Origin of the sequence: Pseudomonas shirazensis (assembly GCF_050496565.1) — a bacterium.
Lineage (GTDB): Bacteria > Pseudomonadota > Gammaproteobacteria > Pseudomonadales > Pseudomonadaceae > Aquipseudomonas > Aquipseudomonas shirazensis_A.
Genome location: NZ_JBNWAE010000010.1, coordinates 62,661 through 87,423, shown reverse-complemented (window position 1 = coordinate 87,423; position 24,763 = coordinate 62,661). Strand labels below are relative to the sequence as shown.

The window sequence follows — 24,763 nt, the reverse complement described above, 5'->3', positions numbered from 1 at the left end:
GCAGGGCTTCAGCGATGCCGATTGCGATCATCGCGCCCGCCATCCGGGCGCCGATCACGGTCGCCATGGCCCCTTGAATGCCAACGCCCTTCCTGCGATCGACGGTCATCGTTGCGGTAATCATGCCGCTCTCGGTCACGACGGTATTCGTAACGCTGCCGATTACCGTAATCGTTGCGTGGGTTGCCGTACCACTGCTGGTTCATCCCTGGACGCGGTTGCGGCCGATAATGCGGCGCCGGTGCCGGGCGGTAATAGCGCGGTGCAGGCTGATAGTAGTAACGGGGCTGCGGCACTACGTAATAGTCACGCTCGTAGCGCTGGTAGCCGGGATAACCGTAACGCTCACCACTGTAGTACTGCGAGCGAGAATACCCGCCGCCGGCGTAATAAGGCGTACAGGCGCTGGTCAACACTGCGAGCAGGACAATGATTGGGATTCGATAGGACATGGCGGCCTCCTGGACCGCTGAGGTGCCCGACACAGCGGCGCTGGCGGGCGTCGATCGGCAAACGAATATCGACATGGGTTAAGACACTCACAACTCGATCCAGTGCGGTATGTGTAAAGATTTGCAACAACTCAGGTAACCCTGAAAAACATGCAGTTATTTTCCCGCCAGCTCTCTAGAATGTCGCCACTGGCACACATCACGGGAAGATCATGCCGTCACGTTCCGCCCTGTTCTCGCAGCGCTCGCTGATCCTCGCGCTGCTGATTCTGCTGGCCTGCGGTTTTCTTGCCACGTCTCTGCTCGGCTACTTTTCCTCGCGTGGCGCAATCCGTGATGGCATCGTCAATACCGAACTGCCGCTGACCTCAGACACCGTCTACTCGGAAATCCAGAAGGATCTGATCCGGCCGGTGCTGATCTCATCGATGATCGCGCAGGACACCTTCCTGCGTGACTGGGTGCTGGCCGGCGAGCAGGAGCCAGAGCGGATCACTCGCTATCTGGATGAAATCCTCAGCCAGCAGAACACCTGCACCGCGTTTTTCGTCTCCGAGCGCAGCCATACCTATTACCAGGCCAAGGGCGTGCTCAAGCAAGTCAAGCCGGATGCCTGGCGCGATGCCTGGTATTACCGCGTGCGCGAGTCGCAGGCGCCTTACGAGATCAACGTCGATCTGGACATGGCCAACCATGACAAGCTCACGGTATTCATCAATTACCGCGTGCTCGATTATGACCAGCGCTTCATCGGCGCAGCCGGGGTCGGCCTGAGTGTCGAATCTGTGGTCGAGTTGATCGACGCTTATCAGCAACGCTATCAGCGCGCCGTGTTGTTCACCGATGCCAACGGCAAAGTCATCCTGACCGGCTCGGACGGCAGCATGCATGGCCTGCGCGCAGGCCAGCAGCTGGCCGACAGCAAAGCCTTCGAGACGCTACTGGCGCGCATGGCGGTGCCCTCGCCTGGCAGCCACGAATATCAGGACGAAGCAGGCCACAGCCACTTTCTCAACGTGCGGCCCATCCCCGAACTGGACTGGTACTTGTTGGTCGACAAACGTGAGAGCGGCGCGCTGGACCGGGTCCGCCAGTCGCTGTACCTGAACCTGGCGATCTGCGCCATGATCACCCTGGTGGTGTTGTCGCTGCTGCATGCGATGGTCAAACGCCATCAGCAAAGCATCGAGTCGCTGGCCACGCTGGACAGCCTGACCGGCCTGCCCAACCGCCGCAGCTTTGACCTTTTGGCCGGGCAGGCACTGCAGCAAGCCAAACGCGAAAATGCGCCGCTGGTTGCCCTGCTGATCGACCTTGATCACTTCAAGCTGCTCAATGACACCCATGGCCACCTGGCCGGCGATGAAGTGCTGCGCCAGTTTGCCAACGTGCTACAGGGTAGCCTGCGCCAGTCGGATATCCTTTGCCGCTGGGGCGGGGAAGAGTTTATCGTGCTGCTGCGCGAGACCGAAGGCCGCCAGGCCATCGATGTCGCCGAGAAGGTCCGCCGCCGCACCGAGCAGTTGATCTTCAGCTACAACGACCAACCGCTGCGCCTGACCACCAGCATCGGGCTCAGTGCACTGCAACCCGACGACAGTTTGCACAGTTTGCTGACCCGTGCCGACCATGCCCTTTATCGGGCCAAGCAGGGCGGACGCAATCGCGTCTGCAGCGAGATGCCCGGAGCAGTCCATGCCTGACCCACAATCCTGCCCCGCCTGCGGCGCAAGCAACGGCTGCAGCCTGGCTGATCCACGCAGCGCCACGCAGAACTGCTGGTGCTTCAGCGTCAGCATCGACCCGGCAGTACTCGCCGCCCTGCCCGCCGAACTGCGCAACAAAGCCTGCCTGTGCCCGCGCTGCGCGGCGGTGGACGACCAGCTCAAAGCGGCGCAACAGCCGCCAATTGGGTAAACTGCGCGGCCAATTCCTGTGCTGTTGCCACCATGCGCCTCGATCGCTTCCTCGCCAATCTGCCCTGCTACAACCGCCAGCAGGTGCGCCTGCTGCTGGCCCAGCAGCGTGTGCGTGTGGATGGCCAGGTCTGCACCGACCCACTGCACGAGGTTCGCGAGTTCAGCCGGGTCGAGGTCGATCAGCAGGTGCATCAGGTCGGTCGCCCGGCGCGCTACCTGATGCTGCACAAGCCGGCCGGCTGTGTCAGCGCCACCCACGACCCGCAGCACCGGACCGTGCTCGACCTGCTCCCGGCCGAGCTGCGCGCTGACCTGCATATCGCCGGGCGGCTGGACTTCAACACCACCGGGCTGCTCCTGCTGACCAATGATGGCCAGTGGTCGCGGCGCCTGACCCAGCCCAGCACGAAACTGGCGAAGGTCTATCGCGTAGAGACCGAAGACGAGATCGGCGCGCACTACCCGGCCAAGTTCAGCGAGGGCTTCTACTTCGCCTTCGAAGACCTCACCACCTTGCCCGCCCAGTTGGATGTACTCGGCCCTCGGCTGGCCAGGCTGGCGATTGTCGAAGGCCGCTATCACCAGGTGAAGCGCATGTTTGGCTACTTCCAGAACAAGGTCGTTGGCCTGCATCGCGAGTCGATGGGCGGCATCCAGCTCGACCCTGAGCTGGCCCCTGGCGAATTCCGGCCGCTGACAGCCGACGAAATCGCGCTGTAAACAGCATCTCTTTCAAGGTCTTCGGAATTGATTCTCGGCTTGAGTCTGCTGGGGCCGCTTTGCGGCCCTTTCGCGACACGAGGCCGCTCCTACATTTGACCGCGTTGCCTTGGCGTTGCGCAGCCGGCGTAGGAGCGGCCTTGCCGGGGCGCCGGACCGGTCGGAATGGGCTGCGCAGCGGCCCCAGCAATCTCAAATCAGAGGGAAGGGATGGCTGTAAACACCGAGTATCACCAAGTCAGACCGCCGAGCGTTTTTATTCAGCAATTGCTCAACGGCACTTGCGGGAATAGCTTCAGGCTGCTTGAATCGAAATCGTCAGTCCGCATGTGACTCCCCAGTCACACCTGCAGTCCAAGACACCTTTTTGCTGGCCACCCACGGTCTCGCTACCTTGGGGGCACGGCAGATTGCCCCGCCTACAACAACAGCGTCGACACGTGTGCGAAGGATCGACACCGGGCTCTGTAACCTCTTCAGGCGTATGCCTACCTGTCATAAAGAACGTGCACCCTAGGTGACGCGAATACCCTTTTTGCGCCAGGAGTCGATGACATGAGGCCAGAAATCGCTGTACTTGATATCCAAGGTCAGTATCGGGTTTACACGGAGTTGCATCGCGCCGACGGCGCCGAGAAGACGATCATCCTGATCAATGGATCGCTGGCGACCACGGCTTCTTTCGCTCAGACGGTGCGCAGCCTGCACCCGCAATTCAACGTAGTGCTGTATGACCAGCCCTATGCCGGCAAGTCCAAGCCGCACAATCACCACGAGCGGCTGCTGACCAAGGAAACCGAGGCGCACATCCTGCTGGAGCTGATCGAGCACTTTCAGGCCGACCACGTCGCCTCGTTTTCCTGGGGTGGCGCCTGCACCCTGCTGGCCTTGGCGCACCAGCCGCGACTGGTGAAGAAGGCCATCGTCAGCTCATTCTCGCCAGTGATCAACGAACCGATGCGCGACTACCTCGAGCGCGGCTGCGAATACCTCGCTGCCTGCGATCGCTACCAGGTCGGCAACCTGGTCAACGACACCATCGGCAAGCACCTGCCGTCGCTGTTCAAGCGCTTCAACTACCGGCACGTCAGCAGCCTCGACAGCCATGAATATGCGCAGATGCTGTTTCACATCAACCAGGTGCTGCAGCATGACCTGGAGCGGGCCCTGAAGAGCGCGGCCAACATTGCCATCCCGGTACTGTTCATCAACGGTGATCGCGATGAGTACACCACCGCCGACGACGCTCGCCAGTTTGGCCGTCATGTCGACCAGAGCCACTTCAGCGTGATCAACGGCGCCGGGCACTTCCTCGACATGGAGCACAAGACCGCCAGCGATGCACAACGCAGCGCCATGCTCGGTTTCCTCAAACCGAGCCAACGCGAGCCGCGCCCGCGCAGTCACTATGTGCAGGGCCAGCATGCATTGGCGATCTGAGCCTGCCGGCGTGCTTTTGCCCGTGCCACAGCCACGCGCAACAAGCCGCCGGACAGCTAAATTTCAAGGCTGGGCTTTTATTCACCAGAGGGTTCTGGTACAAAGTCGAGCTGCAAAGCGCACGCCGCTTCGCTGGCAAGGATGTACGCGTAAAGCGGGTATAGTTTAATGGTAGAACAGTAGCTTCCCAAGCTTCCGACGAGGGTTCGATTCCCTCTACCCGCTCCACCTCGTCCACCGTTGCACCGCATGACATTTGCGCAATGTCATAGCCTGTCTAAAGGAGCCTTGGCTCCTTTTTTCGTTTCTGCCCTTCCATCGATTTGCTGCAGACCTTGCCGGCCCTTGTCGGCTGCAACGCGCTGCGCGCAAAAAGCTTGCACAGCAGCCGCAGCAGGCGGATAAGCTCGTGCTTTGTGTGAAACATTTCCAAAGGACTGCGCATGTTTCTCTCCCGCTGGCTTCCGGGCCTGGCCAACCTGCTGCATTACCGCCGCGAGTGGTTGCACGCCGACGTGCAGGCTGGCTTGTCAGTGGCCGCGATCCAGATCCCGATCGCTATCGCCTATGCGCAGATTGTTGGCCTGCCGCCGCAATATGGGCTGTATGCCTGCGTGCTGCCGATGATCGTCTACGCCCTGATCGGCAGCTCTCGGCAGTTGATGGTCGGCCCCGACGCCGCCACCTGCGCCATGATCGCCGGGGCCGTGGCGCCGTTGGCGCTGGGTGATCCACAGCGGATTGCCGAGCTGTCGGTGATCGTCACCGTGCTGGTCGGGGTCATGTTGATTGCCGCCGGGGTGGCCCGCGCAGGGTTCATCGCCAGTTTCTTCTCGCGACCGATCCTGATCGGTTACCTCAATGGTATCGGCCTGAGCCTGATCGCCGGCCAGTTGAGCAAAGTGGTTGGCTTCAAGATCGAAGGGGACGGCTTTATCCTCAGCCTGATCAACTTCGCCCAGCGCCTGGGTGAAATCCACTGGCTGACACTGGTGATTGGTCTGGCTGGGTTGGGCCTGCTGATCGGGTTGCCAAGGCGCTACCCGCGCCTGCCGGGAGCGCTGGTGACCGTAGTGCTGTTCACCTTGATTGCGGGGGTGTTTGGCCTGGACCATCTTGGCGTCGCCATCCTCGGCCCGGTGCCCGGCGGCATGCCCCAGCTGGCCTGGCCGCAGAGCTCTCTGGCAGAAACCAAGAGCCTGCTGCGCGATGCCCTCGGGATCGCCACCGTGAGCTTTTGCAGTGCAATGCTCACGGCACGCAGCTTTGCCGCGCGGCATGGCTATGCGATCAATGCCAATCATGAGTTCGTTGCCTTGGGTGTGAGCAATCTGGCTGCCGGGTTCTCCCAGGGCTTTGCCATCAGCGGTGCCGACTCGCGCACGGCGGTCAACGACATGGTCGGTGGCAAAAGCCAGCTGGTCGGCATCATCGCCGCGCTGGTGATTGCGCTGATTCTGCTGTTCTTCACCGCGCCCATGGCCTGGATTCCACAGGCGGTGCTCGGCGCCGTGCTGCTGATGGCCGGCTGGGGGCTGATCGATGTGCGTTCGCTGGGCAAGATCTACCGGCTCAGCCGCTTCGAGTTCTGGCTGTGCCTGCTGACCACGATTGGTGTGCTTGGCCTGGGCGTGCTGCCCGGGATCATCTTCGCGGTGACCCTGGCCATCCTGCGCTTGCTCTACAGCATCTATCAACCCACCGATGCCGTGCTGGGCTGGGCTCCGGGGATCGAAGGCCAGGTCGACGTCCGGCAACACCCCGACGCACGCACGGTGCCGGGCCTGGTGGTGTACCGCTTCGATGACGCGATCCTGTTCTTCAACGCCGACTACTTCAAGATGCGCCTGCTTGAGGCGGTGCAGCGCGACAGCCAGCCGCGCGCGGTGCTGTTCGATGCCGAAGCGGTGAGCAGCATCGATGTCAGCGGTATCGCGGCCCTGCGTGAAGTACGCGACACCCTCGCCGCGCAAGGTATCCATTTCGCCATCGCGCGGGCGCGAGGGACGTTCTTGCGCATGCTGGTGCGCTCGGGCATGGCCCGGGAAATGGAAGACAAGCTGCTGTTTGGCTCAGTGCGCGCCGGTATTCGTGCCTATCGCGTGTGGAGCAACCGGGAACGCCAGGCGTCTGCACCACAGCGCGAAGCGCCAGCTCAGTAACCAAGCCCTTGCAACAGCTGCTGTTCAGTCTGGGCGGCAGGCCTTTGATAAAAGCGCAGCAAGGCCCCGCTGCGGTTAGTGAAAATGCCATCAACGCCGGCCTGCATGGCCTTGCCGAAATCGACCGGTTGATCGAGCGTGTATACATGCACCAGCAAGCCACGCTGATGGCTGAGCTGGTTCATCCAGGGCTGGATCAGGTCGGCATAACTCTGCTCACCCAGGCTGCTGCGCGTTGCTGATGGGCCAATGCCGACCGCTCCGGCGTTCTTGGCCAGGTCGATCCAGCGCTCGTATTCAGCGCGATCGCGAGGTTGCTGACGCGCGTAAAACGCCGCCTTGTCCTGCTCGCCTGACTCGGCAAACGACTGCCCGGAGGCCGGTTCGATGCTGCCTTTGCCAACCCACAGCAAGAGCACCTTGGGTACCTGCGGCATGACCGTGTGGAGCAGGCCCAGACTGTTGCGGTCAAAAGTCTGCAACACCACGCGCCCCGTCTGGTCGAGCCAGCCGCGAGCCTGCAGGCGCGCGGCGAGGTCCTGCTCGATGCCAGGAAACTGCCCGGCCAGCTTGGTCTCGATGTACAGCCCAGGCTGGCGCTCGGGATTGCCCTCGGCGACATCGATCACCTCATCCAGGGTCAATATCTGCAAGCCGGAAAACGCCGCGCGAGCGCGTTCGGGATAAGCCCGATTGAACCAGCTGCCGGCATCGAGTGATTTCAGTTCAGCCAGGGTAAACGCACTGACCGGGCTGCTGGCGCGCTCAGGGAAACGCTCGGCAACGTCACTGGTACGCGCCAGCACGTCGTCATGCACGACCACCAGCACGCCATCACTGCTGCGTTGCAGGTCCAGTTCCAGATAGTCAGCGCCCAGATCCCGCGCCAGCAAGTAGGCAGGTGCCGTCGACTCCGGTGCATCAAATGATGCACCCCGGTGAGCGATCACCGCTGGATAGGGGATATTCACGGCACGGGCCAGGCGCTCGCCCTCGGCGGCATTGGCGCCACCCCAAGTAGCCAGCAGCAAGAGGCCGAACAGGTACAGGCGAGAGTTCATGGTCGCTTCCTTACAGTTAAGCGGCTGACGGTGCTGAGCAGGTGAATACAGCACATCGGCGTGACATGCTAAAGTCGCGGTGTTTCCCTGCCAAACCACGGACCCCGCATGCCCCCAGTTGACGCCCATCTGACTTCCTGGCCCGAGCTCGAGCAACGCCAGCCGTGCCAGGCCCTGCTCCTGGGCAACGGCGCCAGCCGTGCACTGTGGAAGCCGTTTGGTTATTTTTCGTTGTTCGAGCAGGCACAGAAGGTACGCCACAAAGGCCTGGGCGTCAGTGACCAGGCCTTGTTCAAAGCCTTGGCCAGCGAGCTGTTCGAGCCGCTGCTGAGCACGCTCAACACCACCGTGCGGGCCAACGCCGCCCTGGCGATCAATTCGACTGCGCCGCTCAATCGCTATTACTCGATCAAGGAAGCATTGATTCACGCGATCCGCTCGGTGCACATCCCCTGGCCGCTGCTGCCCAGCGCCAACCTGAGTGCGATCAATCAGGCGCTCAGAGCCTACCGCAGCGTCTACACCAGCAACTACGATCTGCTTGTGCCTTGGGCAGTACGCCAAGCGCCCGAAGGCTTTGCTGCGCTGTTCGACGAAGAAGGGTTTTTCGACGTCCGCCGCACTCACGCCGAGGGCACTCGGGTATTGCACCTGCACGGTGGACTGCACCTGCTCAAGCTGCCAGACGGCAGCACGCGCCAACGCAGCGCCGAGAACGGCGAGTTGCTTGACGGCTTTGCCGTGAATATCCCTGGCGAGGTGCCGCTGTTCATCAATGAAGACCGCAGCGAGCACAAGCTGCGCGCCATTCGCAGTTCGGATTACCTGAGCTGGGGCCTTGGCCAGCTGGCCAGCGAACGAGAGGGCCTGTGCCTGTTCGGCCAGCATCTGGACAGCACGGATCAACACCTGCTCGATGCCATCCGCCAGGCCCGCCCGGCTCATCTGTGCATTGCCATTCGCCCCTTGAGCGAGGCGTCGATCATCAACCAGAAGCAGCACTTTCTGCAGCGTTTCGGCGATATGCCCGAGACCTCGGTGCATTTCTTCGACGCCAGCAGTCATCTGCTCGGCGCCCCAGACCTGGCAGTCGAAGTGCCTGTCGACTTCGCCCGCCGGCGCTGACCAGCGAGTGTGCGACAGCACCCGACAGTGACAAGCGCAGGAACCCGGCAGATGAACCCGCTAGACGATTTCGAGGCAGATTCGATCGATGCTCAGGCCGCAGGCTGGCTGGTGCGCAATCGCTATGATTCATCAAGGCACAATCGCAAGGCGTTCAAGCAATGGCTGCGCGACCCAGAGCACGCCCGCGCCTATCGCCAGCTCGAACACCTGTGGCAAGACCTGGAAGCGCTCAAGCAGGCCGCCCATCCGTCCGCGCCTGTGGCGCAGCGATCACCACGGCGGCTGGTGATGATTGCTGCAGTGGGTATGGCCTGTGCCGTTATGACCGCAAGCCCGGAAGCCCACGGGCTTTTTTTACATGTACGGAGCCACTCGACAAGTCAGCTGCTCCCGGTGGCTAACTAAACAGCTCGCTGGAAGAATTCATTCAGCCTAGCCACTTGATTGCCCAGACGCGCGGACCACGCCGAATCTCATGGCCACCTTAGCTATGCCGGTAGAGTCGCACTTATAAGCCGCGCCTGCGGTAATACTTGTCGCACGTCCATAAGGGCGCTATGCACTGCATCCTTTGCGGATCCAGCCTTGCGCGCAAACTCAAGTGCCAGTCGGCCTGCCTGTCCGATTCCGACTATCGCATCGCCACAGTTCGAAGCACCCAAACGCTCCAGCAGAGCATCGGTGTCTTGATGATCGAATTGATATCGGAGTATGAATACGTATTCGACCACTTTCATATCCCTCTGCGCATTCTTCACTGCAACGCTGAACAGCGATGCAGCGATAACACTACAGGTGGACAGACCTAAGCAGGTGTCCGACGCACACACTTGGGAATAGTCCTACAAAAAATGACACTGCTTGAGCCTTAGCCCACTGTGGCTTAATCACCCACACCAGCAATCAACCCATCCCCCTGCAACAACGTCTCCAGGCAGTGCTCCTTAACCCCATAAAAGCGCTTGAGCTCGGCGATCTTCTCCAGCAGCGCCGTGGCATCCACCGGCTGCTTGCGCTTGACCGCAAGGATCATCTTGTTCTTGTTGGTGTGCTCCAACGAGATGAACTCGAACACCTTGGTCTCGTAGCCGCAGGCTTCCAGGTACAGCGCGCGCAGGCTGTCGGTGAGCATTTCGGCCTGCTGGCCGAGGTGCAGGCCGTATTGCAGCATCGGCTGCAGCAAGCCCGGGCTTTGCAGTTGTGGGCGAATCTGTTTGTGGCAGCACGGCGAGCACATGATGATCGCGGCGTTGCAGCGGATACCGGTATGGATGGCGTAGTCGGTGGCGATATCGCAGGCATGCAGGGCGATCATCACGTCGATGGCGGCGGGCACCACGCTGCGTACGTCTCCGCACTCGAACACTAGGCCCGGGTGCTCCAGGCGTGCCGCTGCGGCGTTGCACAGTTCGACCATGTCCGGGCGCAACTCGACGCCGGTCACCTGCGCCTGGCGGCCAAGGGTGTTGCTCAGGTAGTCGTGCATGGCGAAGGTCAGGTAGCCCTTGCCTGAACCAAAGTCGGCAACTTTCAGCGGCTGCTCGGCAGCCAGTGGTGCGCTGCTGAGGGCATGGTCGAAGACTTCGATGAACTTGTTGATCTGCTTCCACTTGCGCGACATCGACGGGATCAACGCGGCCTGCGCGTCGGTAACGCCCAGATCACGTAAAAACGGCCGGGTCAGGTGCAGGTAGCGTTTCTTCTCGCGGTCATGCCCTGCCGGAGCTGCCTCGCGAGCTGGCTGCGCGAGGTGGCGCTGCAGCATCGGCTTGCCCTTTTTGCTGAAGGCCAACTGCACTTCACCTTCGCTGGTGAACAGGTGGGCGTTGCGAAAGCTCGCCGGCAGCAGCTCGGCGACCAGCGCCTGCGCTTGCTCGTTGGGTAGATTGCGGGTGATGTCGCGGGTCTCATAGCGATAGACCAGGGACAGACTGGCCTGGCCTTTGATCAGCAGCGGCTTGGCAATGATCCGCTGCAGGCTTTGCTCGGCGCCAACATGCTTGGCCAGCACCAGCTTAGCCAGGCTGCCGGCCTCCAGCGAGTCGGCCAGCAGACGCAGGAACTGGGCAAGCGGATCAGCCGCAGACGAAGTGGAAGGCGTGGCAGACATGGGACGGTGGGGCCTCGAATAACCGGGAGCGCAGTGCGCAGTGGCCGGCATTCTACGTTGCCGCCCGGCCTTCGCGAAGTTTTCTCGACAGCCGTGGTCACTCGAGGATCACCAGTCGGTTGGGCAGTTGGTTGCGTCGCTGGGTGGCCGGCAAGGGTCGGCTGAGCTGCTCGGCACAGGCGTCGATGCACTCGATAAAGCCCTGCAGGGCCTGGCCCTGGCGGACCTGTTCGGTAAAGCGGGCAATCAACGCGGCGCGTACATGCGGGTCGAAGTGCTGTTCAATGCCGCGGTCGGTCAGAATCGTTACAAAGTTCTCGGCCTGGCTGACAAAGATCAGCACGCTGCCGGTGCCATGATCACGTTGCCGTTCAAGGGCTCGAAATTGCTGGCGCGCAAGGCTCAGCGCAGTGCGCTGGCACACGCGCCTTGGCACCAGCCGATGACCCAGCCGTGGATGGCGCAGCAGCAGGCACAGGGCAACGAAAATCAGCAGTTGCGCCACCAGCAGGCCGCGCACGCTTGGCCAGCCAACCAGTAAGTGCAGCAGCCCTGGCAACAGCAATGCCAGCAGCGCCGCGCAAAACAGCGGCAGGTAGGCAAACTCGTCCGCCCGCCGCGCCAGCACGCTGACCAGCTCGACGTCGGTACGCCGTTCAGCACGGGCTATCGCTTCGGCGACCAGCCGTTGCTCATATTCGCTAAACACACTCATGCCGTTGGTCTCTCGATCGTTCTTATAGTTGTTGTCCCGGCACCGGGCTGGCGCGAGTGTATCTCAACAACTACCAGACATCAGGCATAATCCACCGCAGCCGCCAATGCTGTAGGGCCGATCAACCAACGATCGCCTTTGGCCAAGAACAATAGCCGCCTGAACCCTTCGGCCACACACATTAGTGTGGCCATGACGCAGGCCTCGAATACGGAATTGATGATGAAACTGTCCATGCTCGGCCTGGCCATGGCCTTCGCCAGTCAGGCAACGTTTGCCGCCACTGCTGCCCCGCCCCTGCAGGACAAGCAGGCATTCATCGAGCACTTGATCAGCCAGATGAGCGTCGACGAGAAAATCGGCCAGTTGCGCCTGATCAGCATCGGCCCGGAAATGCCCCGCGAGAAGATCCGCGAAGAAATTGCGGCCGGGCGCATCGGCGGCACCTTCAACTCGATCACCCGCGACGAGAACCGGCCGATGCAGGACGCCGCCATGCGCAGCCGCCTGAAGATCCCGATGTTCTTCGCCTATGACGTGATTCACGGTCACCGCACCACCTTCCCGATCAGCCTGGGCCTGGCGGCCACCTGGGACATGCAGGCTATCGCCAAGGTCGGTCGCACCTCGGCCGCTGAGGCGGCTGCCGACAGCATCGACATGACCTTTGCACCGATGGTCGACATCGCCCGTGACCCGCGCTGGGGCCGTACCAGCGAAGGCTTTGGCGAAGACACCTACCTGACCTCGCGGATCGGCCAGGTCATGGTCGAATCGTTGCAGGGCAGCAGCCCGGCCAACCCGGACAGCATCATGGCCATCGTCAAGCACTTCGCCCTGTACGGCGCGGTTGAGGGCGGGCGCGACTACAACACGGTCGATATGAGCCTGCCGAAAATGTACAACGACTATCTGCCGCCGTACCGCGCCGGCCTCGATGCCGGCGCAGGCGGCGTGATGGTCGCGCTGAACTCGATCAACGGCGTGCCGGCCACCTCCAATACCTGGCTGATGAACGACCTGCTGCGCAAGGACTGGGGCTTCAAGGGCGTCACCATCAGTGACCACGGCGCGATTCAGGAACTGATCCGCCACGGCGTCGCCCAGGACGGCCGCGAAGCCGCCAAGCTGGCGATCAAGGCCGGCATCGACATGAGCATGAACGACTCGCTGTATGCCGAAGAACTGCCGGGTCTGGTCAAGTCGGGCGAAGTGACCCAGGCCGAACTGGACCAGGCCGTGCGCGAAGTGCTGGGTGCCAAGTACGAGATGGGCCTGTTCAAAGACCCTTACCTGCGTATCGGCCAGGCCAAGGACGACCCCAAGGACGTGTATGCCGACGAGCGCCTGCACCGTGACGCCGCTCGGGATGTCGCCCGGCGCAGCCTGGTGCTGCTGGAAAACCGCCAGCAGACCCTGCCCCTGCGCAAGGCCGGCACCATCGCCGTGGTCGGCCCTCTGGCCGATGCACCGATCGACATGATGGGCAGCTGGGCCGCCGCTGGCCGGCCAAACCGCTCGGTCACCGTGCGTGAAGGTCTGCGTCGCGCCGTTGGCGATCAGGCCAGGCTGATCTATGCCAAAGGCGCCAACGTCAGCGGCGACAAAGCGATGGTCGACTACCTGAACTTCCTCAATTTCGATGCCCCGGAAATCGTCGACGACCTGCGCCCTGCTGCAGTGTTGATCGACGAAGCGGTCAAGGCTGCACAACAGGCTGACGTGGTCGTGGCGGTAGTCGGTGAATCGCGCGGCATGTCGCACGAGTCATCAAGCCGTACCACCCTGGAAATCCCCGCCGTGCAGCGTGACCTGATCAAGGCGCTGAAAGCCACCGGCAAGCCACTGGTGCTGGTCCTGATGAATGGCCGACCATTGTCGATTGGCTGGGAACGGGAACAGGCCGACGCCATGCTGGAAACCTGGTTCAGCGGCACCGAGGGCGGCAACGCCATCGCTGACGTGCTGTTCGGCGACTACAACCCGTCGGGCAAACTGGCGATCACCTTCCCGCGTTCGGTCGGGCAGATCCCGATGTATTACAACCACCTGCGCATCGGTCGGCCGTACACACCGGGGCAGCCGGGCAACTACACCTCGCAGTACTTCGAAGAGCCCAATGGCCCGCTGTATCCGTTCGGTTATGGCTTGAGCTATACCAGCTTCGAACTGTCCGGGTTGAGCCTGAACAGCAAGTCCCTGAAGCGCGGCGACACCTTGCAAGCCAAGGTCACCGTGAAAAATACCGGCAAGCGTGACGGCGAGACGGTGGTACAGCTGTATCTGCAGGACGTCAGCGCATCGATGAGCCGCCCGGTCAAAGAGCTGAAGAACTTCCACAAGTTGCTGCTCAAGGCGGGTGAGTCGCGCACTGTCAGCTTCAACATCAGTGAGGATGACCTGAAGTTCTACAACAGCCAGTTGCAGCGGGTCGCCGAGCCCGGCCAGTTCAACGTTCAGGTTGGCCTGGACTCTGAAGCGGTGCAGCAGCAGAGCTTCGAATTGCAGTAACCCGGTCCCTGGCGCTGCGGCACCTTCATTGCGTGATTACCCTGCAATGAAGGCCGCCAGCGGCGACCTCTGGCTCAGCTGAACCTCTCAGGAACCGCCCCATGCCTTCTTCGTTTCGAGCCTTGCGTCTGAGCCTGGTCGTGCTGCTGATCCTGCTCGGCACTGCGCTCAGCGCAGGCTGGGCGATGCATCACGCAAAACGCCATTCGATGCAGACCGACGCCCAGCGTGCGGCGCAGCAGTTGGGCCTGTATGCCAACTCGCTGCACACCCTGATCGAACGTTATCGTGCCCTGCCGGCGGTGCTGGCGTTGGACCCGGAGTTGATTGCGGCGCTGGCAGGGCCGGTCGAGCCGGCGGTTCAGCATGCGCTCAATATCAAGCTGGAGCGGATCAACGGCGCGGCCAACTCATCGACCCTGGAATTGCTCGACCAGAGCGGCCTGGCCGTGGCGGCCAGCAACTGGCGGCTACCGAGCACCTACGTCGGCTCCAACTACGGTTTCAGACCGTATTTCAAACAGACCCGCAGCCAGGGCAGCGGGCGCTTCTATGCCGTCGGCGTCACCAGTGGTATCCCGGGCTATTTCCTCTCCAGCGCAGTCAAGGACCTGCAAGGGCGTTTCCTCGGTGCGATGGTGGTCAAGCTGGAGTTTCCCGAGCTTGAGCGCGAGTGGCGTCAGGGCAGCGATGTGCTGCTGGTCAGCGATGCCCGCGGGATCATCTTCATCGCCAATCAGGACGGCTGGCGTTACCGCGAACTGACCCCGCTGTCCGGCGCCGACCGCGCCGAACTGGCTGCCACCCGCCAGTACGACAAGCAGCCACTGCTGGCGCTGCAACACCAGGCACTGACCCGCTTCGACGAACACAGCCAACTGAGCCGGGTGCAAGGCCCTGATGGCCCGGTCGAATACCTGTGGCAGAGCCTGCCACTGCCTAGCGAGGGCTGGACTCTGCATTTGCTGCGCAAGCCGCAGGTCAGTGAAGACGTGCGCAACGCCGGGCTGGCCGCTGCCGCCATCTGGCTGAGCCTGGTGTTCGCGCTCCTGTTCGTCAGCCAGCGCCTGCGCCTGGCCCGTTTGCGCCAGCGCAGCCGCGAGGCGCTCAAGCGTCAGGTCGAAGAGCGCACCCGGCAATTGCGCACAGCCCAGGAGGGCCTGGTGCAATCGGCCAAGCTAGCCGCCCTGGGGCAGATGTCGGCGGCGCTGGCGCACGAGATCAACCAGCCGTTGACCACCCAGCGCATGCAACTGGAAACCCTGCGGCTGTTGCTCGACCACGGCCGGTATGACGAAGCGCGCCAGGCGCTGGAGCCGCTGGAACAGATGCTCACGCGCATGGCCGCGCTCACCAGCCACCTGAAAACCTTCGCCCGCAACAGCCCTGGCGGCCTGCGCGAACGGCTGGATCTGGCCACGGTGGTCGATCAGGCGCTGCACTTGCTCGATACCCGCATCCGCAGTGAAGAGGTCGAAGTAGCGCTGTACCTGGCTCGCCCAGCGTGGGTGCGCGGCGATGCCATTCGCCTTGAGCAGGTGCTGATCAATCTGCTGCACAATGCCCTCGATGCGATGGCCGACAAACGCTACAAACGGCTGGAGATTCGCATCGAGAACCACGCCAATGACTGGCACCTGAGCGTGCTCGATTCCGGCGGCGGGATCGATGCAGCTGACCTGGCCAAGGTCTTCGATCCGTTCTTCACCACCAAACCGGTAGGCGAAGGGCTTGGCCTGGGCCTGGCCATTTCCTATGGCATCGTCCGCGAAGCCGGCGGCCAGTTGCAGGTCGACAACCTGCCCGGCGGCGCTCGCTTCAGCCTGATATTGCCACGCGACCTGGAGCCTGCATGTTGAACTCAGTGATAGTCGTCGATGATGAAGCCAGCATCCGCAGTGCGGTGGAACAGTGGCTGGGCCTGTCAGGCTTTGCCGTGCAATTGTTCGCCCGCGCCGACGAATGCCTGGCACAGCTGCCCGAGCATTTCCCCGGGGTGATCATCAGCGATGTGCGCATGCCTGGCGTGGACGGCCTGCAGTTGCTGGCCGAGCTGCAGGCACGCGACCCGGACTTGCCGGTAATTCTGCTGACCGGCCACGGCGATGTGCCGATGGCAGTCGAGGCCATGCGCAACGGCGCCTATGACTTTCTGGAAAAGCCGTTCACCCCTCAGCATCTGCTCGGCAGCCTGCGCCGCGCTCTGGAAAAACGCCAGTTGGTGCTGGAGAACCGCCGCCTGCATGAGCAGGCCGACCTCAAGGCGCGCCTGGAAACCACCCTGCTGGGGATGTCCCAGGGCCTGCAGCAGTTACGCCGGCAAGTGCTCGATCTGGCCAACCTGCCGGTCAACGTGCTGCTGCGCGGCGAAACCGGCAGCGGCAAGGAGCGGGTTGCCCGCTGCCTGCATGATTTTGGCCCGCGTGCGGCCAAGCCGTTCGTTGCGCTCAACTGCGCGGCGATTCCTGAGGCGTTGTTCGAGGCCGAGCTGTTCGGGCATGAGAGCGGTGCCTTCACTGGCGCTCAGGGCAAACGCATCGGCAAGCTGGAATACGCCAACGGCGGCACGTTGTTCCTCGACGAGATCGAGAGCATGCCGCTGGCCCAGCAGGCCAAGCTGTTGCGGGTGATCCAGGAGCAGAAGCTGGAGCGGCTGGGCGCCAACCAGAGCATCAGCGTCGACCTGCGCATCATTGCCGCCACCAAGCCGGACCTGCTCGTCGAGGCCCGCGCCGGGCGTTTTCGCGAAGACCTTGCCTACCGCCTGAATGTGGCTGAACTGCGCTTGGCGCCGCTGCGTGAGCGGCGCGAGGACATCCCGCTGCTATTCGACTATTTCGCCCGTACCGCGGCTGAGCGTTTGCAGCGCAGTGTGCCGCCGTTGAACGGTACGCAGTTGGCGCAGCTGCTCAGCCATGACTGGCCGGGCAATGTCCGCGAGTTGGCCAATGCCGCTGAACGGCATGCCTTGGGGCTGGCGTCGGCCGGCCATGACGGCGACCCAGCAGGCCCGTCGCTGGCTGAGCAGATGGAAGCGTTCGAGGCGCAGTGCTTGCGCGCGGCGCTGCGCCAGGCTGGCGGGGAGATCAAGGCGGTGATGGAAGCGTTGCAACTGCCGCGGCGCACGCTTAACGAGAAGATGCAGCGGCATGGGTTGGTGCGGGAGGATTTTCTTGAACGTCAGTAGGCGGAATCTTGCTTATTGGGGGTATTGGATAGGCGTGAATCTGCCTATCTTGTTGGGGATCGGGGGCTGCTTTGCAGCCCTTTCGCGACGCAAGGCCGCTCCTACAGAAAAGCCGCAAGGCCCCGTGGCGCCGCCGTCTGTAGCGGCCTTGCCGGAGCGCCGGACCGGTCGGAAAGGGGCGCAAAGCGCCCCCAAAATCTTCCTGGCACACCTCGTGCACTACCCCTTCTCAAGCAGCGCTCCGGCGCGCTCCACAAAAACAACGAGAAGGTTACCTCCGATGGATAACGCCACCTCCCTGCCAACCGGGGCGGCCACAGCGCCGGCCGCCGAAAAAACCACCGCCAGCCGCCTCAAGTCGATCTTCAGCGGCTCGATCGGCAACATGGTCGAGTGGTATGACTGGTACGTCTACGCCGCATTCTCGCTGTACTTCGCCAAGGCCTTCTTCCCCGCCGGCGACACCACCGCACAATTGCTCAATACCGCTGCGATCTTCGCCGTGGGCTTCCTCATGCGCCCGATCGGCGGCTGGCTGATGGGTATCTATGCCGACCGCAAGGGCCGCAAGGCGGCACTGATGGCATCGGTACTGCTGATGTGCGCAGGCTCGCTGGTGATCGCGCTGACCCCAGGTTATGAAACCATCGGCGTCGCAGCCCCGATCCTGTTGGTACTCGCCCGCTTGATGCAAGGCCTGTCGGTCGGCGGCGAATACGGCACTTCGGCCACCTACCTCAGCGAGATGGCCAGCAAGGAGCGTCGCGGCTTCTTCTCCAGCTTCCAGTACGTGACGTTGATTTCCGGCCAGTTGATTGCCCTGGCGGTGTTGATCGTCCTGCAGCAGACCCTGACCACCGAGCAACTGTACTCGTGGGGCTGGCGTGTGCCGTTCGTGATCGGCGCGCTGTGTGCCGTGGTTGCGCTGTACCTGCGTCGCGGCATGGAAGAAACCGCATCGTTCACCAAGAAAGAGAAGTCCAAAGAGAGCCTGATGCGCACCCTGATGCGCCATCCCAAGGAGCTGCTGACCGTGGTTGGCCTGACCATGGGCGGCACCCTGGCCTTCTACACCTACACCACCTACATGCAGAAGTATCTGGTCAACACCGTCGGCATGAGCATCAGCGACTCGACCACCATCTCGGCCGCCACGCTGTTCCTGTTCATGTGCCTGCAACCCGTGATCGGCGGGCTGTCGGACAAGATCGGCCGACGTCCGATCCTGATCGCCTTCGGCGTGCTCGGCACGATCTTCACGGTACCGATCCTGACCACCCTGCACACCATCCAGACCTGGTGGGGCGCGTTCTTCCTGATCATGGCGGCGCTGATCATCGTCAGTGGCTACACCTCGATCAACGCCGTGGTCAAAGCCGAGTTGTTCCCGACCGAGATCCGTGCCTTGGGCGTTGGCCTGCCGTACGCGCTGACTGTATCGATCTTCGGCGGCACCGCTGAATATGTCGCGCTGTGGTTCAAAAGCGCTGGCATGGAAAGCGGCTATTACTGGTACGTCACCGCGTGTATCGCCTGCTCGCTGCTGGTGTACGCGACCATGAAAGACACCAAGACTCACTCGCGGATCACTACTGACTGATCCCGCAGTAGCAATCCGAAAAGGGCGCACCGGCAATCGGTGGGCCCTTTTTTCATTTTCGCCGCTCGTTGTCTTCGCGCCAGTTTCGGCCTGTTAATTTCTCATTAATCTCAAGCACCTAGTCTGCACAAGCTGACCAATCACCCAGGCCTGCCGATGGCATAGATCCACAGCCAGTGTAAGTCGCATGCAAATACATCGATTAATACGATTTAAATGTGCATATTTTTGCGCTTTTTAATCAAATTTATCGGAGTAGCATTTGATTCATGGAAACAAACAACCTGAAACCCACCGGAGCAACCACCATGAAAAACAAACTGATCCTCACCCTCGCAATGTCCGTTCTGGCCACTGGCGCTTTCGCTGAAGATGGCTTCGAACGTACCAATGCCCACACCTTTGCAACTGCAAGCACACAGTCGGCAGCCTTCGCAGAAGATGGTTTTGACCGCACCAACGGCGCACGCTTCGCCGAAGACGGTTTCGACCGTACCAGCGGCGCACGCTTCGCAGAAGATGGCTTCGACCGCACCAACGGTGCACGCTTCGCTGAAGACGGCTTCGACCGCACCAACGGCGCACGCTTCGCTGAAGACGGCTTCGACCGCACCAACGGCGCACGCTTTGCCGAAGACGGCTTCGACCGCACCAACGGCGCACGCTTTGCCGAAGACGGCTTCGACAACACCAAAGGTCATCGCTTCAGCTAAGCCCTGTTGCGAGCACCCAGCCCGGCCTTGCCGGGCTTGATCATTTGCAGCAGCGCGCAGAACCGGCACACTAGGCATCTTGTCCATCCCAGAGCGGCCCTGATCAGATGTACTACTACGAACCTGCAAAAGGCCACGGCCTGCCCCACGATCCCTTCAACGCCATCGTCGGCCCGCGGCCGATCGGCTGGATCTCCTCGCACGATAGCGAGGGCCGGCTCAACCTGGCGCCCTACAGCTTCTTCAACGCCTTCAACTACATTCCGCCGATCATCGGCTTCTGCAGTGTTGGCCGCAAAGACAGCCTGAACAACATCGAACAGACCGGCGAATTCGTCTGGAACCTGGCCACCCGACCGTTGGCCGAGCAGATGAACCAGAGCTGCGCTGCGGTTGCAGCCGATGTCGACGAGTTTGTCCTGAGCGGTCTGACGCCGACGGCATCGCGCATCGTCGGCGTACCGCGAGTGGGCGAAAGCCCGGTGGCGTTCGAGTGCAAGCTGAGCCAGATCATCCAGCTCAAGCGCGCCGATCAGGAGCTGGTACCCAGCTGGCTGATCCTTGGTGAGGTGGTGGCTGTGCACATCGCCGAACACCTGCTCAAGGACGGCATCTACGATACCGCGGCCGGTGAGCCGATTCTGCGCGGCGGCGGCCCGCAGGATTATTTCGAGCTGGGCAATCTGTTCAAGATGGCGCGGCCGCGCAGCGACGGCTGATCACCAGATCAGCTCGCCCTCTTCGCTCACACCCTGCAAGCGTTCGAGCTCGGCGCAAGCGGCCTCATCGGCCGCGATTGCGCCCTTGAACAGCTGGCCATCAAGCACCTTGTGAAAACGCGGCGTGCCCATGCCACCCAGTGCCTTGACCGCGATGGCAGCGTGATAACCGCCGCCTTCGACCGGGACCATCGCTGAAACCGCTTCAAAATGGGCAAATTCTCTACGTGCCATGCTGCGTTTCCTTGTCGAAAAGGCGGCATTGTACCCTGCTGATCACTCGCTGAAGGTATGCAGATCCAGGCTTGCCAGCACCTGCGCCTGCACCAGTTCGCCCAGCAGGTCGAGATTGGCCGAGGCGAAGTAGCCAGTCATTGCCTGCTGATCGTGCCAGCTGCCGCTGAGCAGCCACAGATCGTCATCGGCCTGTGAGCGCTGCACGCTGAAGCTCAGGCAGCCGGGCATGCGTAACGAGGGTTCGAGCAGGTCCCGCAGACGCGAGCCAAGCTCGGACGAGCGGCCGTTGCTGGCACGGATGAAAGCCAAGTGGGTGACCGGTTGACGTGGTGTCATGAATGCGCTCCTTGAAACAGGCCAGACGGAAGATCCAGGCAACCAAGGTTATGCCCAGCAGGACCTGCGCCGTTAGGTCATTACTGCGAGCCACTTGCCTGATCCTGCGCCGCGGCAGGATCAGGCAAGCGACCGGCAGCATTCGACTAGCGCCCGAGCTTGCCCAAACCTATCCTGCTCCCCTCAGCAGAGGAAACCCGTCATGACCACGCCATCGCCACTGGACCCCACGCTTGAAGCCCGCCGCGAGGAACTCGCCGGGTTGATCCTGCGCCACGCCGGGGGCGGGCCGTCGGCGATCGACGCGCTATACCTGAGTCGCTACGAGGAAAATCTGCGCGCCATGCCGACCCTGGCGCAGCCCGCACTGTGCATTCTCGCCCAAGGCAGCAAGACGCTGTTTCTAGGGGATGAAAGCTACACCTACGACCCACTGCATTACATGGTGGTATCGGTAACCCTGCCAATCACCGGCGCCAGCCTGGATGCCAGCCCGGACAATCCTTGCCTGGGCCTGCGCCTGGACCTGGACCCTGCCGAGATCAGCCAGTTGATTGCCGAGAGCGGGCCGATGCTGGTGCCCAGCCAACCCTCGGGCCGTGGCCTGTTCGTCGAGCGCAGCGATGGCGAGCTGCTCGATGCCCTGCTGCGGCTGGTACGGCTGCTCGATTCACCACGCGACATTCCAGTACTGGCGCCACTGGTGCGGCGCGAACTGCTGTATCGAGTATTGCGCGGCCCGCAGGGCTATCGGCTGTATGAAATCGCCCTGTCCAACAGCCAGACCCATCGCGTGTGCCAGGCCATCGCCTGGCTCAACCGGCATTATCAGCAGCCGCTGCGTATCGAAGAGCTCGCCCGCGAGGTCAACCTCAGCACCTCGACCCTGCACCACCGCTTCAAGGCCGTGACCTCGATGAGCCCGCTGCAATATCAGAAGCAGCTGCGCCTGCAGGAGGCGCGCCGGCTGATGCTCAATGACGGTGTCGAAGCGGCAGTAGCGGCTTACCGTGTCGGCTATGAAAGCCCGTCGCAGTTCAGCCGCGAATACAGCCGCCTGTATGGTGCGCCGCCGATTCGCGATGTTGCCCGCTTACGCGCCAGCGCCAGTTGAGCACTGCCCGAATCATTCGCGCACGGCCTGCTGCCATTGCGCCTGATCGACCTGCAGCAGCGTCGGCTTGTTGCGCTCGACGGCACGGGCCAAGGCCGCCTGCAACTGCGCGACGTCGTTGACCTGCTCGGCGGCCGCGCCCAGACCCTGCGCCACGGCAATGAAGTCTGGGGTATGGATATCTACCCCAACTGGCTCGATATCGCGGTTGAGCATGTACTTCTTGATCTCCTCATAGCCCTGGTTATTCCACAGCAGCACAATCAGCGGCACCCGCGCTTCTACCGCGCTGGCCAATTCCGGCAGGGTGAACTGCAGGCCACCATCGCCAATCAGGCAGACCACTGGCGCGCGTTGCTTGATCTCGGCCGAGCCGCCCAGCCAGGCGCCCATCGCTGCTGGCAGCGCATAGCCAAGCGTGCCGTAGCCGGTCGAAGCATTGAACCAGCGGCGCGGCGCAGGCATGTCCAGGGTCAGGTTACCGGTGTAGACCGGCTGGGTTGAGTCACCGACCAGCACCACCTCTGGCAGCGTCTGCAACAATGTCTTGAGCAAGCGGGTCTGGCTCAGGCTGGGCTGATCCCAACTGGCCGCCAAGGCCTGGCGCAGGCGCGCGGCCCGAGCAGTACCCCAACTGGCCTGACGCTGCGGTTCTGGCTGCTGCTGCACTGCAACCAGCAAGGCCTGCGCGGCCTGCTCGGCATCGGCCACCAAGGCAAGCTCCGGCAAATAGTTGCGCACCGTCTGGTCCGCATCGATGTCGATTCGCAGCAGGCTACCGGGGATCTTGAAACCGCCCTGGAAGGTCACGTCATAGTCGGTTTCGGCCAGCTCAGTGCCAATCGCCAGCACAACATCGGCTTCACCGATCAGTTCGCGGGTAGCGGGCAACGACTGGGTCGAACCGATCTGCAGGGGATGATCCGCCGGCAACAGCCCTTTGGCATTGATGGTCAACGCTACCGGCGCCTGCAGGTATTCAGCCAGCTCGGCCAAGGCCGCGCCGGCTGCGAGCGCACCGCCGCCGGCGAGGATCAATGGCCGTTGCGCCTGGGCCAGACGTGTTGCCATCTGCGCAACGGTGGTCGGCGCCGCTGCTGCGCGGCTGACCCGGGTCGGTCGGCCCGGCAACAAATGATCGGCCGGCTCGACCAGCACATCCAGCGGGATCTCGATATGCACGGGCCGTGGCCGGGCGCCATCGAACACGGCGAACGCACGCGCCAGCACTTGCGGCAAGTCATCGGCGCTCATCAGGGTCTGCGAAAATGCGCTGACTCCGGCCACCAGACCGCGCTGATCCGGCAACTCGTGCAGCTTGCCACGCCCACCGCCAAGAGCAGTGCGCGACTGCACACTGGAGATCACCAGCATCGGAATCGAGTCGGCATACGCCTGGCCCATGGCGGTGATGATGTTGGTCATGCCTGGGCCGGTAATGATGAAGCACACGCCAGGCCTGCCGCGCGTGCGTGCATAGCCGTCGGCCATGAACCCGGCGCCTTGCTCATGGCGCGGGGTGATATGGCGAATCGACGAGTCGGCCAGGCCGCGGTAGAGCTCTACTGTATGCACGCCGGGGATGCCGAAAACATGGTCGACGCCATAGCCTTCGAGGAGTTTGACCAGCACTTCGCCACAGGTTGCCATCGCCAGATACCCGCTTGTTGTTCAAATAATGAGCGTATTGAACCTGCGCGGCCGCTATCGTCACAATGCAAAAAAACACATACTAGCCATGATCTCAGAACATGGCTGCGCGTAATGACTCGACTCCCTCCCCTACCCGCCCTGCAGACCTTTCTGGTCACGGCGCAGCACTGCAACTTCACCCACGCCGGCCAACAGTTGCATATCAGCCAAGGCGCGGTGAGTCGGCAGATCGCCGGGCTTGAGGCGCATTTGGGCTATGCCTTGTTCATTCGTCAGGCACGCGGCCTGCGCCTGACCCGCGAGGGCCAGGACTGGTTACCGCGGGTGCAGCAGATGTTCGCGCTGCTGGAACAGGGGGTGCGCGAAGTCGCCGTGCGCAGTGCAGTGCTGCAGCTCAAGGCGCCGACCTGTGTAATGCGCTGGCTGTTGCCGCGCTTGATCGAGTGGCAGGCCCTGCGCCCGGAGATCCCGGTTGAAGTCACCAGTTCGGTCCAGCACGGCGTCGACTTTCAGCATGAGGAGTTCGATGCGGCGGTGCTCTACGGACCTGCACCCGAGCCTGGCCCGCACACGCGAAAACTGTTTGATGAGCAACTTACGCCGGTCTGCGCGCCTTCGCTATTGAACGGTAATTTGCCCCTACAGCAACTTGCAGACCTGCCTGCACACATGCTGCTCCACCCGTCCCGCGACGAGCACGACTGGCGCCTGTGGCTAGCGGCGGCGGGCTCAACCGAGGTGCATGGCCGACGCCAGCATTTCGAGACACTGGATATGGCTGTGGCGATGGCTGCGCAAGGTACCGGGGTGGCGATTGGCGACTGGGCATTGATTGCCGATGATCTGCGCGAAGGACGCTTGTGCATGCCGTTTGCCCTGAAGGTGAGCACCGGCAGCAGCTATTATCTGACCAGCCCGGACAGGCCAATGCCTGCGGGACTGATCGAGTTGCTGGAGTGGCTGCAAGCACGCGCCAGCCAATAGCC

23 protein-coding genes and 1 tRNA gene are annotated in these 24,763 nt (G+C 62.4%); 16 read left to right on the top strand and 8 right to left on the bottom strand.

Annotated elements, in window-relative coordinates; all coding sequences use genetic code 11:
* Positions 1-8 precede the first annotated feature (8 nt).
* The gene (locus ACQZ2L_RS16050; protein WP_186700802.1) at positions 9-452 is read right to left on the bottom strand and encodes a hypothetical protein; all 444 of its coding nucleotides are present in this window, start codon (positions 450-452) and stop codon (positions 9-11) included.
* A gap of 212 nt (positions 453-664) precedes the next feature.
* Between ACQZ2L_RS16050 and ACQZ2L_RS16045 the strand changes: the two genes are divergently transcribed.
* The 5 genes from ACQZ2L_RS16045 (at position 665) to ACQZ2L_RS16025 (ending at position 4,759) form a co-directional block, all read left to right on the top strand.
* Positions 665-2,155, top strand: coding sequence for a sensor domain-containing diguanylate cyclase (locus ACQZ2L_RS16045; protein ID WP_430326935.1), 1,491 nt, complete (start codon positions 665-667; stop codon positions 2,153-2,155).
* Positions 2,148-2,369, top strand: a complete 222-nt coding sequence (locus tag ACQZ2L_RS16040) for a cysteine-rich CWC family protein (protein WP_101321909.1) — start codon at positions 2,148-2,150, stop codon at positions 2,367-2,369. Before ACQZ2L_RS16045 ends, ACQZ2L_RS16040 begins: the two co-directional genes overlap by 8 nt.
* A gap of 32 nt (positions 2,370-2,401) precedes the next feature.
* Complete coding sequence (locus ACQZ2L_RS16035) at positions 2,402-3,091, top strand: pseudouridine synthase (RefSeq protein WP_430326934.1); 690 nt, start codon at positions 2,402-2,404, stop codon at positions 3,089-3,091.
* Positions 3,092-3,646: 555 nt separating this feature from the next.
* On the top strand, positions 3,647-4,531 hold the full coding sequence (locus tag ACQZ2L_RS16030) for an alpha/beta fold hydrolase (protein ID WP_430326933.1): 885 nt from the start codon (positions 3,647-3,649) through the stop codon (positions 4,529-4,531).
* A 154-nt stretch (positions 4,532-4,685) separates the two neighbouring features.
* Positions 4,686-4,759: transfer RNA gene (locus tag ACQZ2L_RS16025), tRNA-Gly, on the top strand.
* Between the two features lie 49 nt (positions 4,760-4,808).
* On the opposite strand, the gene ACQZ2L_RS16020 is transcribed toward ACQZ2L_RS16025, so the two are convergent.
* The gene (locus tag ACQZ2L_RS16020; RefSeq protein WP_430326932.1) at positions 4,809-4,976 is read right to left on the bottom strand and encodes a hypothetical protein; all 168 of its coding nucleotides are present in this window, start codon (positions 4,974-4,976) and stop codon (positions 4,809-4,811) included.
* On the opposite strand from ACQZ2L_RS16020, the gene ACQZ2L_RS16015 reads away from it, so the two are divergent.
* The gene (locus ACQZ2L_RS16015; protein ID WP_430326931.1) at positions 4,975-6,693 is read left to right on the top strand and encodes a SulP family inorganic anion transporter; all 1,719 of its coding nucleotides are present in this window, start codon (positions 4,975-4,977) and stop codon (positions 6,691-6,693) included. The genes ACQZ2L_RS16020 and ACQZ2L_RS16015 overlap by 2 nt on opposite strands.
* On the opposite strand, the gene ACQZ2L_RS16010 is transcribed toward ACQZ2L_RS16015, so the two are convergent.
* Positions 6,687-7,754 (bottom strand): glycerophosphodiester phosphodiesterase family protein, encoded by a 1,068-nt coding sequence (locus ACQZ2L_RS16010; RefSeq protein ID WP_430326930.1) that lies wholly within the window; start codon positions 7,752-7,754, stop codon positions 6,687-6,689. The two genes, ACQZ2L_RS16015 and ACQZ2L_RS16010, sit on opposite strands and share 7 nt — an antisense overlap.
* Before the next feature lie 108 nt (positions 7,755-7,862).
* On the opposite strand from ACQZ2L_RS16010, the gene ACQZ2L_RS16005 reads away from it, so the two are divergent.
* Positions 7,863-8,879, top strand: coding sequence for a DUF4917 family protein (locus ACQZ2L_RS16005; protein ID WP_430326929.1), 1,017 nt, complete (start codon positions 7,863-7,865; stop codon positions 8,877-8,879).
* 51 nt (positions 8,880-8,930) lie between these two features.
* Complete coding sequence (locus ACQZ2L_RS16000) at positions 8,931-9,287, top strand: FecR/PupR family sigma factor regulator (RefSeq protein ID WP_430326928.1); 357 nt, start codon at positions 8,931-8,933, stop codon at positions 9,285-9,287.
* Between the two features lie 478 nt (positions 9,288-9,765).
* Here ACQZ2L_RS16000 and ACQZ2L_RS15995 read toward each other — a convergent pair whose 3' ends face one another.
* Together ACQZ2L_RS15995 and ACQZ2L_RS15990 are read right to left on the bottom strand one after the other, a co-directional pair.
* Entirely contained in the window at positions 9,766-10,992 is a 1,227-nt protein-coding gene (locus ACQZ2L_RS15995) for a class I SAM-dependent methyltransferase (RefSeq protein ID WP_430326927.1), read from the bottom strand.
* Between the two features lie 97 nt (positions 10,993-11,089).
* Positions 11,090-11,707, bottom strand: coding sequence for a TPM domain-containing protein (locus tag ACQZ2L_RS15990; RefSeq protein ID WP_430326926.1), 618 nt, complete (start codon positions 11,705-11,707; stop codon positions 11,090-11,092).
* 219 nt (positions 11,708-11,926) lie between these two features.
* On the opposite strand from ACQZ2L_RS15990, the gene bglX reads away from it, so the two are divergent.
* The 6 genes from bglX to ACQZ2L_RS15960 all read left to right on the top strand — a co-directional run bounded on the left by bglX (position 11,927) and on the right by ACQZ2L_RS15960 (position 20,437).
* Positions 11,927-14,218 (top strand): beta-glucosidase BglX, encoded by a 2,292-nt coding sequence (gene bglX / locus ACQZ2L_RS15985; RefSeq protein WP_430326925.1) that lies wholly within the window; start codon positions 11,927-11,929, stop codon positions 14,216-14,218.
* A gap of 101 nt (positions 14,219-14,319) precedes the next feature.
* Positions 14,320-16,077: a sensor histidine kinase gene (locus ACQZ2L_RS15980; protein WP_430326924.1), complete on the top strand. Its 1,758-nt coding sequence runs from the start codon at positions 14,320-14,322 to the stop codon at positions 16,075-16,077.
* Entirely contained in the window at positions 16,071-17,405 is a 1,335-nt protein-coding gene (locus tag ACQZ2L_RS15975; RefSeq protein WP_430326923.1) for a sigma-54-dependent transcriptional regulator, read from the top strand. The genes ACQZ2L_RS15980 and ACQZ2L_RS15975 overlap by 7 nt, the downstream gene beginning before the upstream one ends.
* Positions 17,406-17,685: 280 nt before the next feature.
* Positions 17,686-19,005 (top strand): MFS transporter, encoded by a 1,320-nt coding sequence (locus ACQZ2L_RS15970; protein ID WP_430326922.1) that lies wholly within the window; start codon positions 17,686-17,688, stop codon positions 19,003-19,005.
* 308 nt (positions 19,006-19,313) lie between these two features.
* Positions 19,314-19,718: a heme utilization protein gene (locus ACQZ2L_RS15965; protein ID WP_430326921.1), complete on the top strand. Its 405-nt coding sequence runs from the start codon at positions 19,314-19,316 to the stop codon at positions 19,716-19,718.
* A 107-nt stretch (positions 19,719-19,825) separates the two neighbouring features.
* Positions 19,826-20,437: a flavin reductase family protein gene (locus tag ACQZ2L_RS15960; RefSeq protein WP_430326920.1), complete on the top strand. Its 612-nt coding sequence runs from the start codon at positions 19,826-19,828 to the stop codon at positions 20,435-20,437.
* On the opposite strand, the gene ACQZ2L_RS15955 is transcribed toward ACQZ2L_RS15960, so the two are convergent.
* Together ACQZ2L_RS15955 and ACQZ2L_RS15950 are read right to left on the bottom strand one after the other, a co-directional pair.
* Positions 20,438-20,671, bottom strand: a complete 234-nt coding sequence (locus ACQZ2L_RS15955; protein WP_430326919.1) for a hypothetical protein — start codon at positions 20,669-20,671, stop codon at positions 20,438-20,440. It abuts the gene before it with no gap.
* Positions 20,672-20,713: 42 nt separating this feature from the next.
* Positions 20,714-21,010 (bottom strand): antibiotic biosynthesis monooxygenase family protein, encoded by a 297-nt coding sequence (locus ACQZ2L_RS15950; RefSeq protein ID WP_430326918.1) that lies wholly within the window; start codon positions 21,008-21,010, stop codon positions 20,714-20,716.
* A gap of 202 nt (positions 21,011-21,212) precedes the next feature.
* Between ACQZ2L_RS15950 and ACQZ2L_RS15945 the strand changes: the two genes are divergently transcribed.
* On the top strand, positions 21,213-22,124 hold the full coding sequence (locus tag ACQZ2L_RS15945) for an AraC family transcriptional regulator N-terminal domain-containing protein (RefSeq protein WP_430326917.1): 912 nt from the start codon (positions 21,213-21,215) through the stop codon (positions 22,122-22,124).
* A gap of 12 nt (positions 22,125-22,136) precedes the next feature.
* Here the strand turns inward: ACQZ2L_RS15945 and ACQZ2L_RS15940 are convergent, their stop codons facing one another.
* Positions 22,137-23,774: a 5-guanidino-2-oxopentanoate decarboxylase gene (locus tag ACQZ2L_RS15940; RefSeq protein WP_430326916.1), complete on the bottom strand. Its 1,638-nt coding sequence runs from the start codon at positions 23,772-23,774 to the stop codon at positions 22,137-22,139.
* 114 nt (positions 23,775-23,888) lie between these two features.
* Here ACQZ2L_RS15940 and ACQZ2L_RS15935 point away from each other — a divergent pair, with 114 nt between their 5' ends.
* Positions 23,889-24,761 (top strand): LysR substrate-binding domain-containing protein, encoded by an 873-nt coding sequence (locus tag ACQZ2L_RS15935; RefSeq protein ID WP_430326915.1) that lies wholly within the window; start codon positions 23,889-23,891, stop codon positions 24,759-24,761.
* Positions 24,762-24,763 lie beyond the last annotated feature (2 nt).

Coding starts and splice junctions, on each gene's coding strand:
- ACQZ2L_RS16050 (WP_186700802.1), bottom strand. CDS start 452: ATGTCCTATCGAATCCCAATCATTGTCCTGCTCGCAGTGTTGACCAGC.
- ACQZ2L_RS16045 (WP_430326935.1), top strand. CDS start 665: ATGCCGTCACGTTCCGCCCTGTTCTCGCAGCGCTCGCTGATCCTCGCG.
- ACQZ2L_RS16040 (WP_101321909.1), top strand. CDS start 2,148: ATGCCTGACCCACAATCCTGCCCCGCCTGCGGCGCAAGCAACGGCTGC.
- ACQZ2L_RS16035 (WP_430326934.1), top strand. CDS start 2,402: ATGCGCCTCGATCGCTTCCTCGCCAATCTGCCCTGCTACAACCGCCAG.
- ACQZ2L_RS16030 (WP_430326933.1), top strand. CDS start 3,647: ATGAGGCCAGAAATCGCTGTACTTGATATCCAAGGTCAGTATCGGGTT.
- ACQZ2L_RS16015 (WP_430326931.1), top strand. CDS start 4,975: ATGTTTCTCTCCCGCTGGCTTCCGGGCCTGGCCAACCTGCTGCATTAC.
- ACQZ2L_RS16020 (WP_430326932.1), bottom strand. CDS start 4,976: ATGCGCAGTCCTTTGGAAATGTTTCACACAAAGCACGAGCTTATCCGC.
- ACQZ2L_RS16010 (WP_430326930.1), bottom strand. CDS start 7,754: ATGAACTCTCGCCTGTACCTGTTCGGCCTCTTGCTGCTGGCTACTTGG.
- ACQZ2L_RS16005 (WP_430326929.1), top strand. CDS start 7,863: ATGCCCCCAGTTGACGCCCATCTGACTTCCTGGCCCGAGCTCGAGCAA.
- ACQZ2L_RS16000 (WP_430326928.1), top strand. CDS start 8,931: ATGAACCCGCTAGACGATTTCGAGGCAGATTCGATCGATGCTCAGGCC.
- ACQZ2L_RS15995 (WP_430326927.1), bottom strand. CDS start 10,992: ATGTCTGCCACGCCTTCCACTTCGTCTGCGGCTGATCCGCTTGCCCAG.
- ACQZ2L_RS15990 (WP_430326926.1), bottom strand. CDS start 11,707: ATGAGTGTGTTTAGCGAATATGAGCAACGGCTGGTCGCCGAAGCGATA.
- bglX (WP_430326925.1), top strand. CDS start 11,927: ATGATGAAACTGTCCATGCTCGGCCTGGCCATGGCCTTCGCCAGTCAG.
- ACQZ2L_RS15980 (WP_430326924.1), top strand. CDS start 14,320: ATGCCTTCTTCGTTTCGAGCCTTGCGTCTGAGCCTGGTCGTGCTGCTG.
- ACQZ2L_RS15975 (WP_430326923.1), top strand. CDS start 16,071: ATGTTGAACTCAGTGATAGTCGTCGATGATGAAGCCAGCATCCGCAGT.
- ACQZ2L_RS15970 (WP_430326922.1), top strand. CDS start 17,686: ATGGATAACGCCACCTCCCTGCCAACCGGGGCGGCCACAGCGCCGGCC.
- ACQZ2L_RS15965 (WP_430326921.1), top strand. CDS start 19,314: ATGAAAAACAAACTGATCCTCACCCTCGCAATGTCCGTTCTGGCCACT.
- ACQZ2L_RS15960 (WP_430326920.1), top strand. CDS start 19,826: ATGTACTACTACGAACCTGCAAAAGGCCACGGCCTGCCCCACGATCCC.
- ACQZ2L_RS15955 (WP_430326919.1), bottom strand. CDS start 20,671: ATGGCACGTAGAGAATTTGCCCATTTTGAAGCGGTTTCAGCGATGGTC.
- ACQZ2L_RS15950 (WP_430326918.1), bottom strand. CDS start 21,010: ATGACACCACGTCAACCGGTCACCCACTTGGCTTTCATCCGTGCCAGC.
- ACQZ2L_RS15945 (WP_430326917.1), top strand. CDS start 21,213: ATGACCACGCCATCGCCACTGGACCCCACGCTTGAAGCCCGCCGCGAG.
- ACQZ2L_RS15940 (WP_430326916.1), bottom strand. CDS start 23,774: ATGGCAACCTGTGGCGAAGTGCTGGTCAAACTCCTCGAAGGCTATGGC.
- ACQZ2L_RS15935 (WP_430326915.1), top strand. CDS start 23,889: ATGACTCGACTCCCTCCCCTACCCGCCCTGCAGACCTTTCTGGTCACG.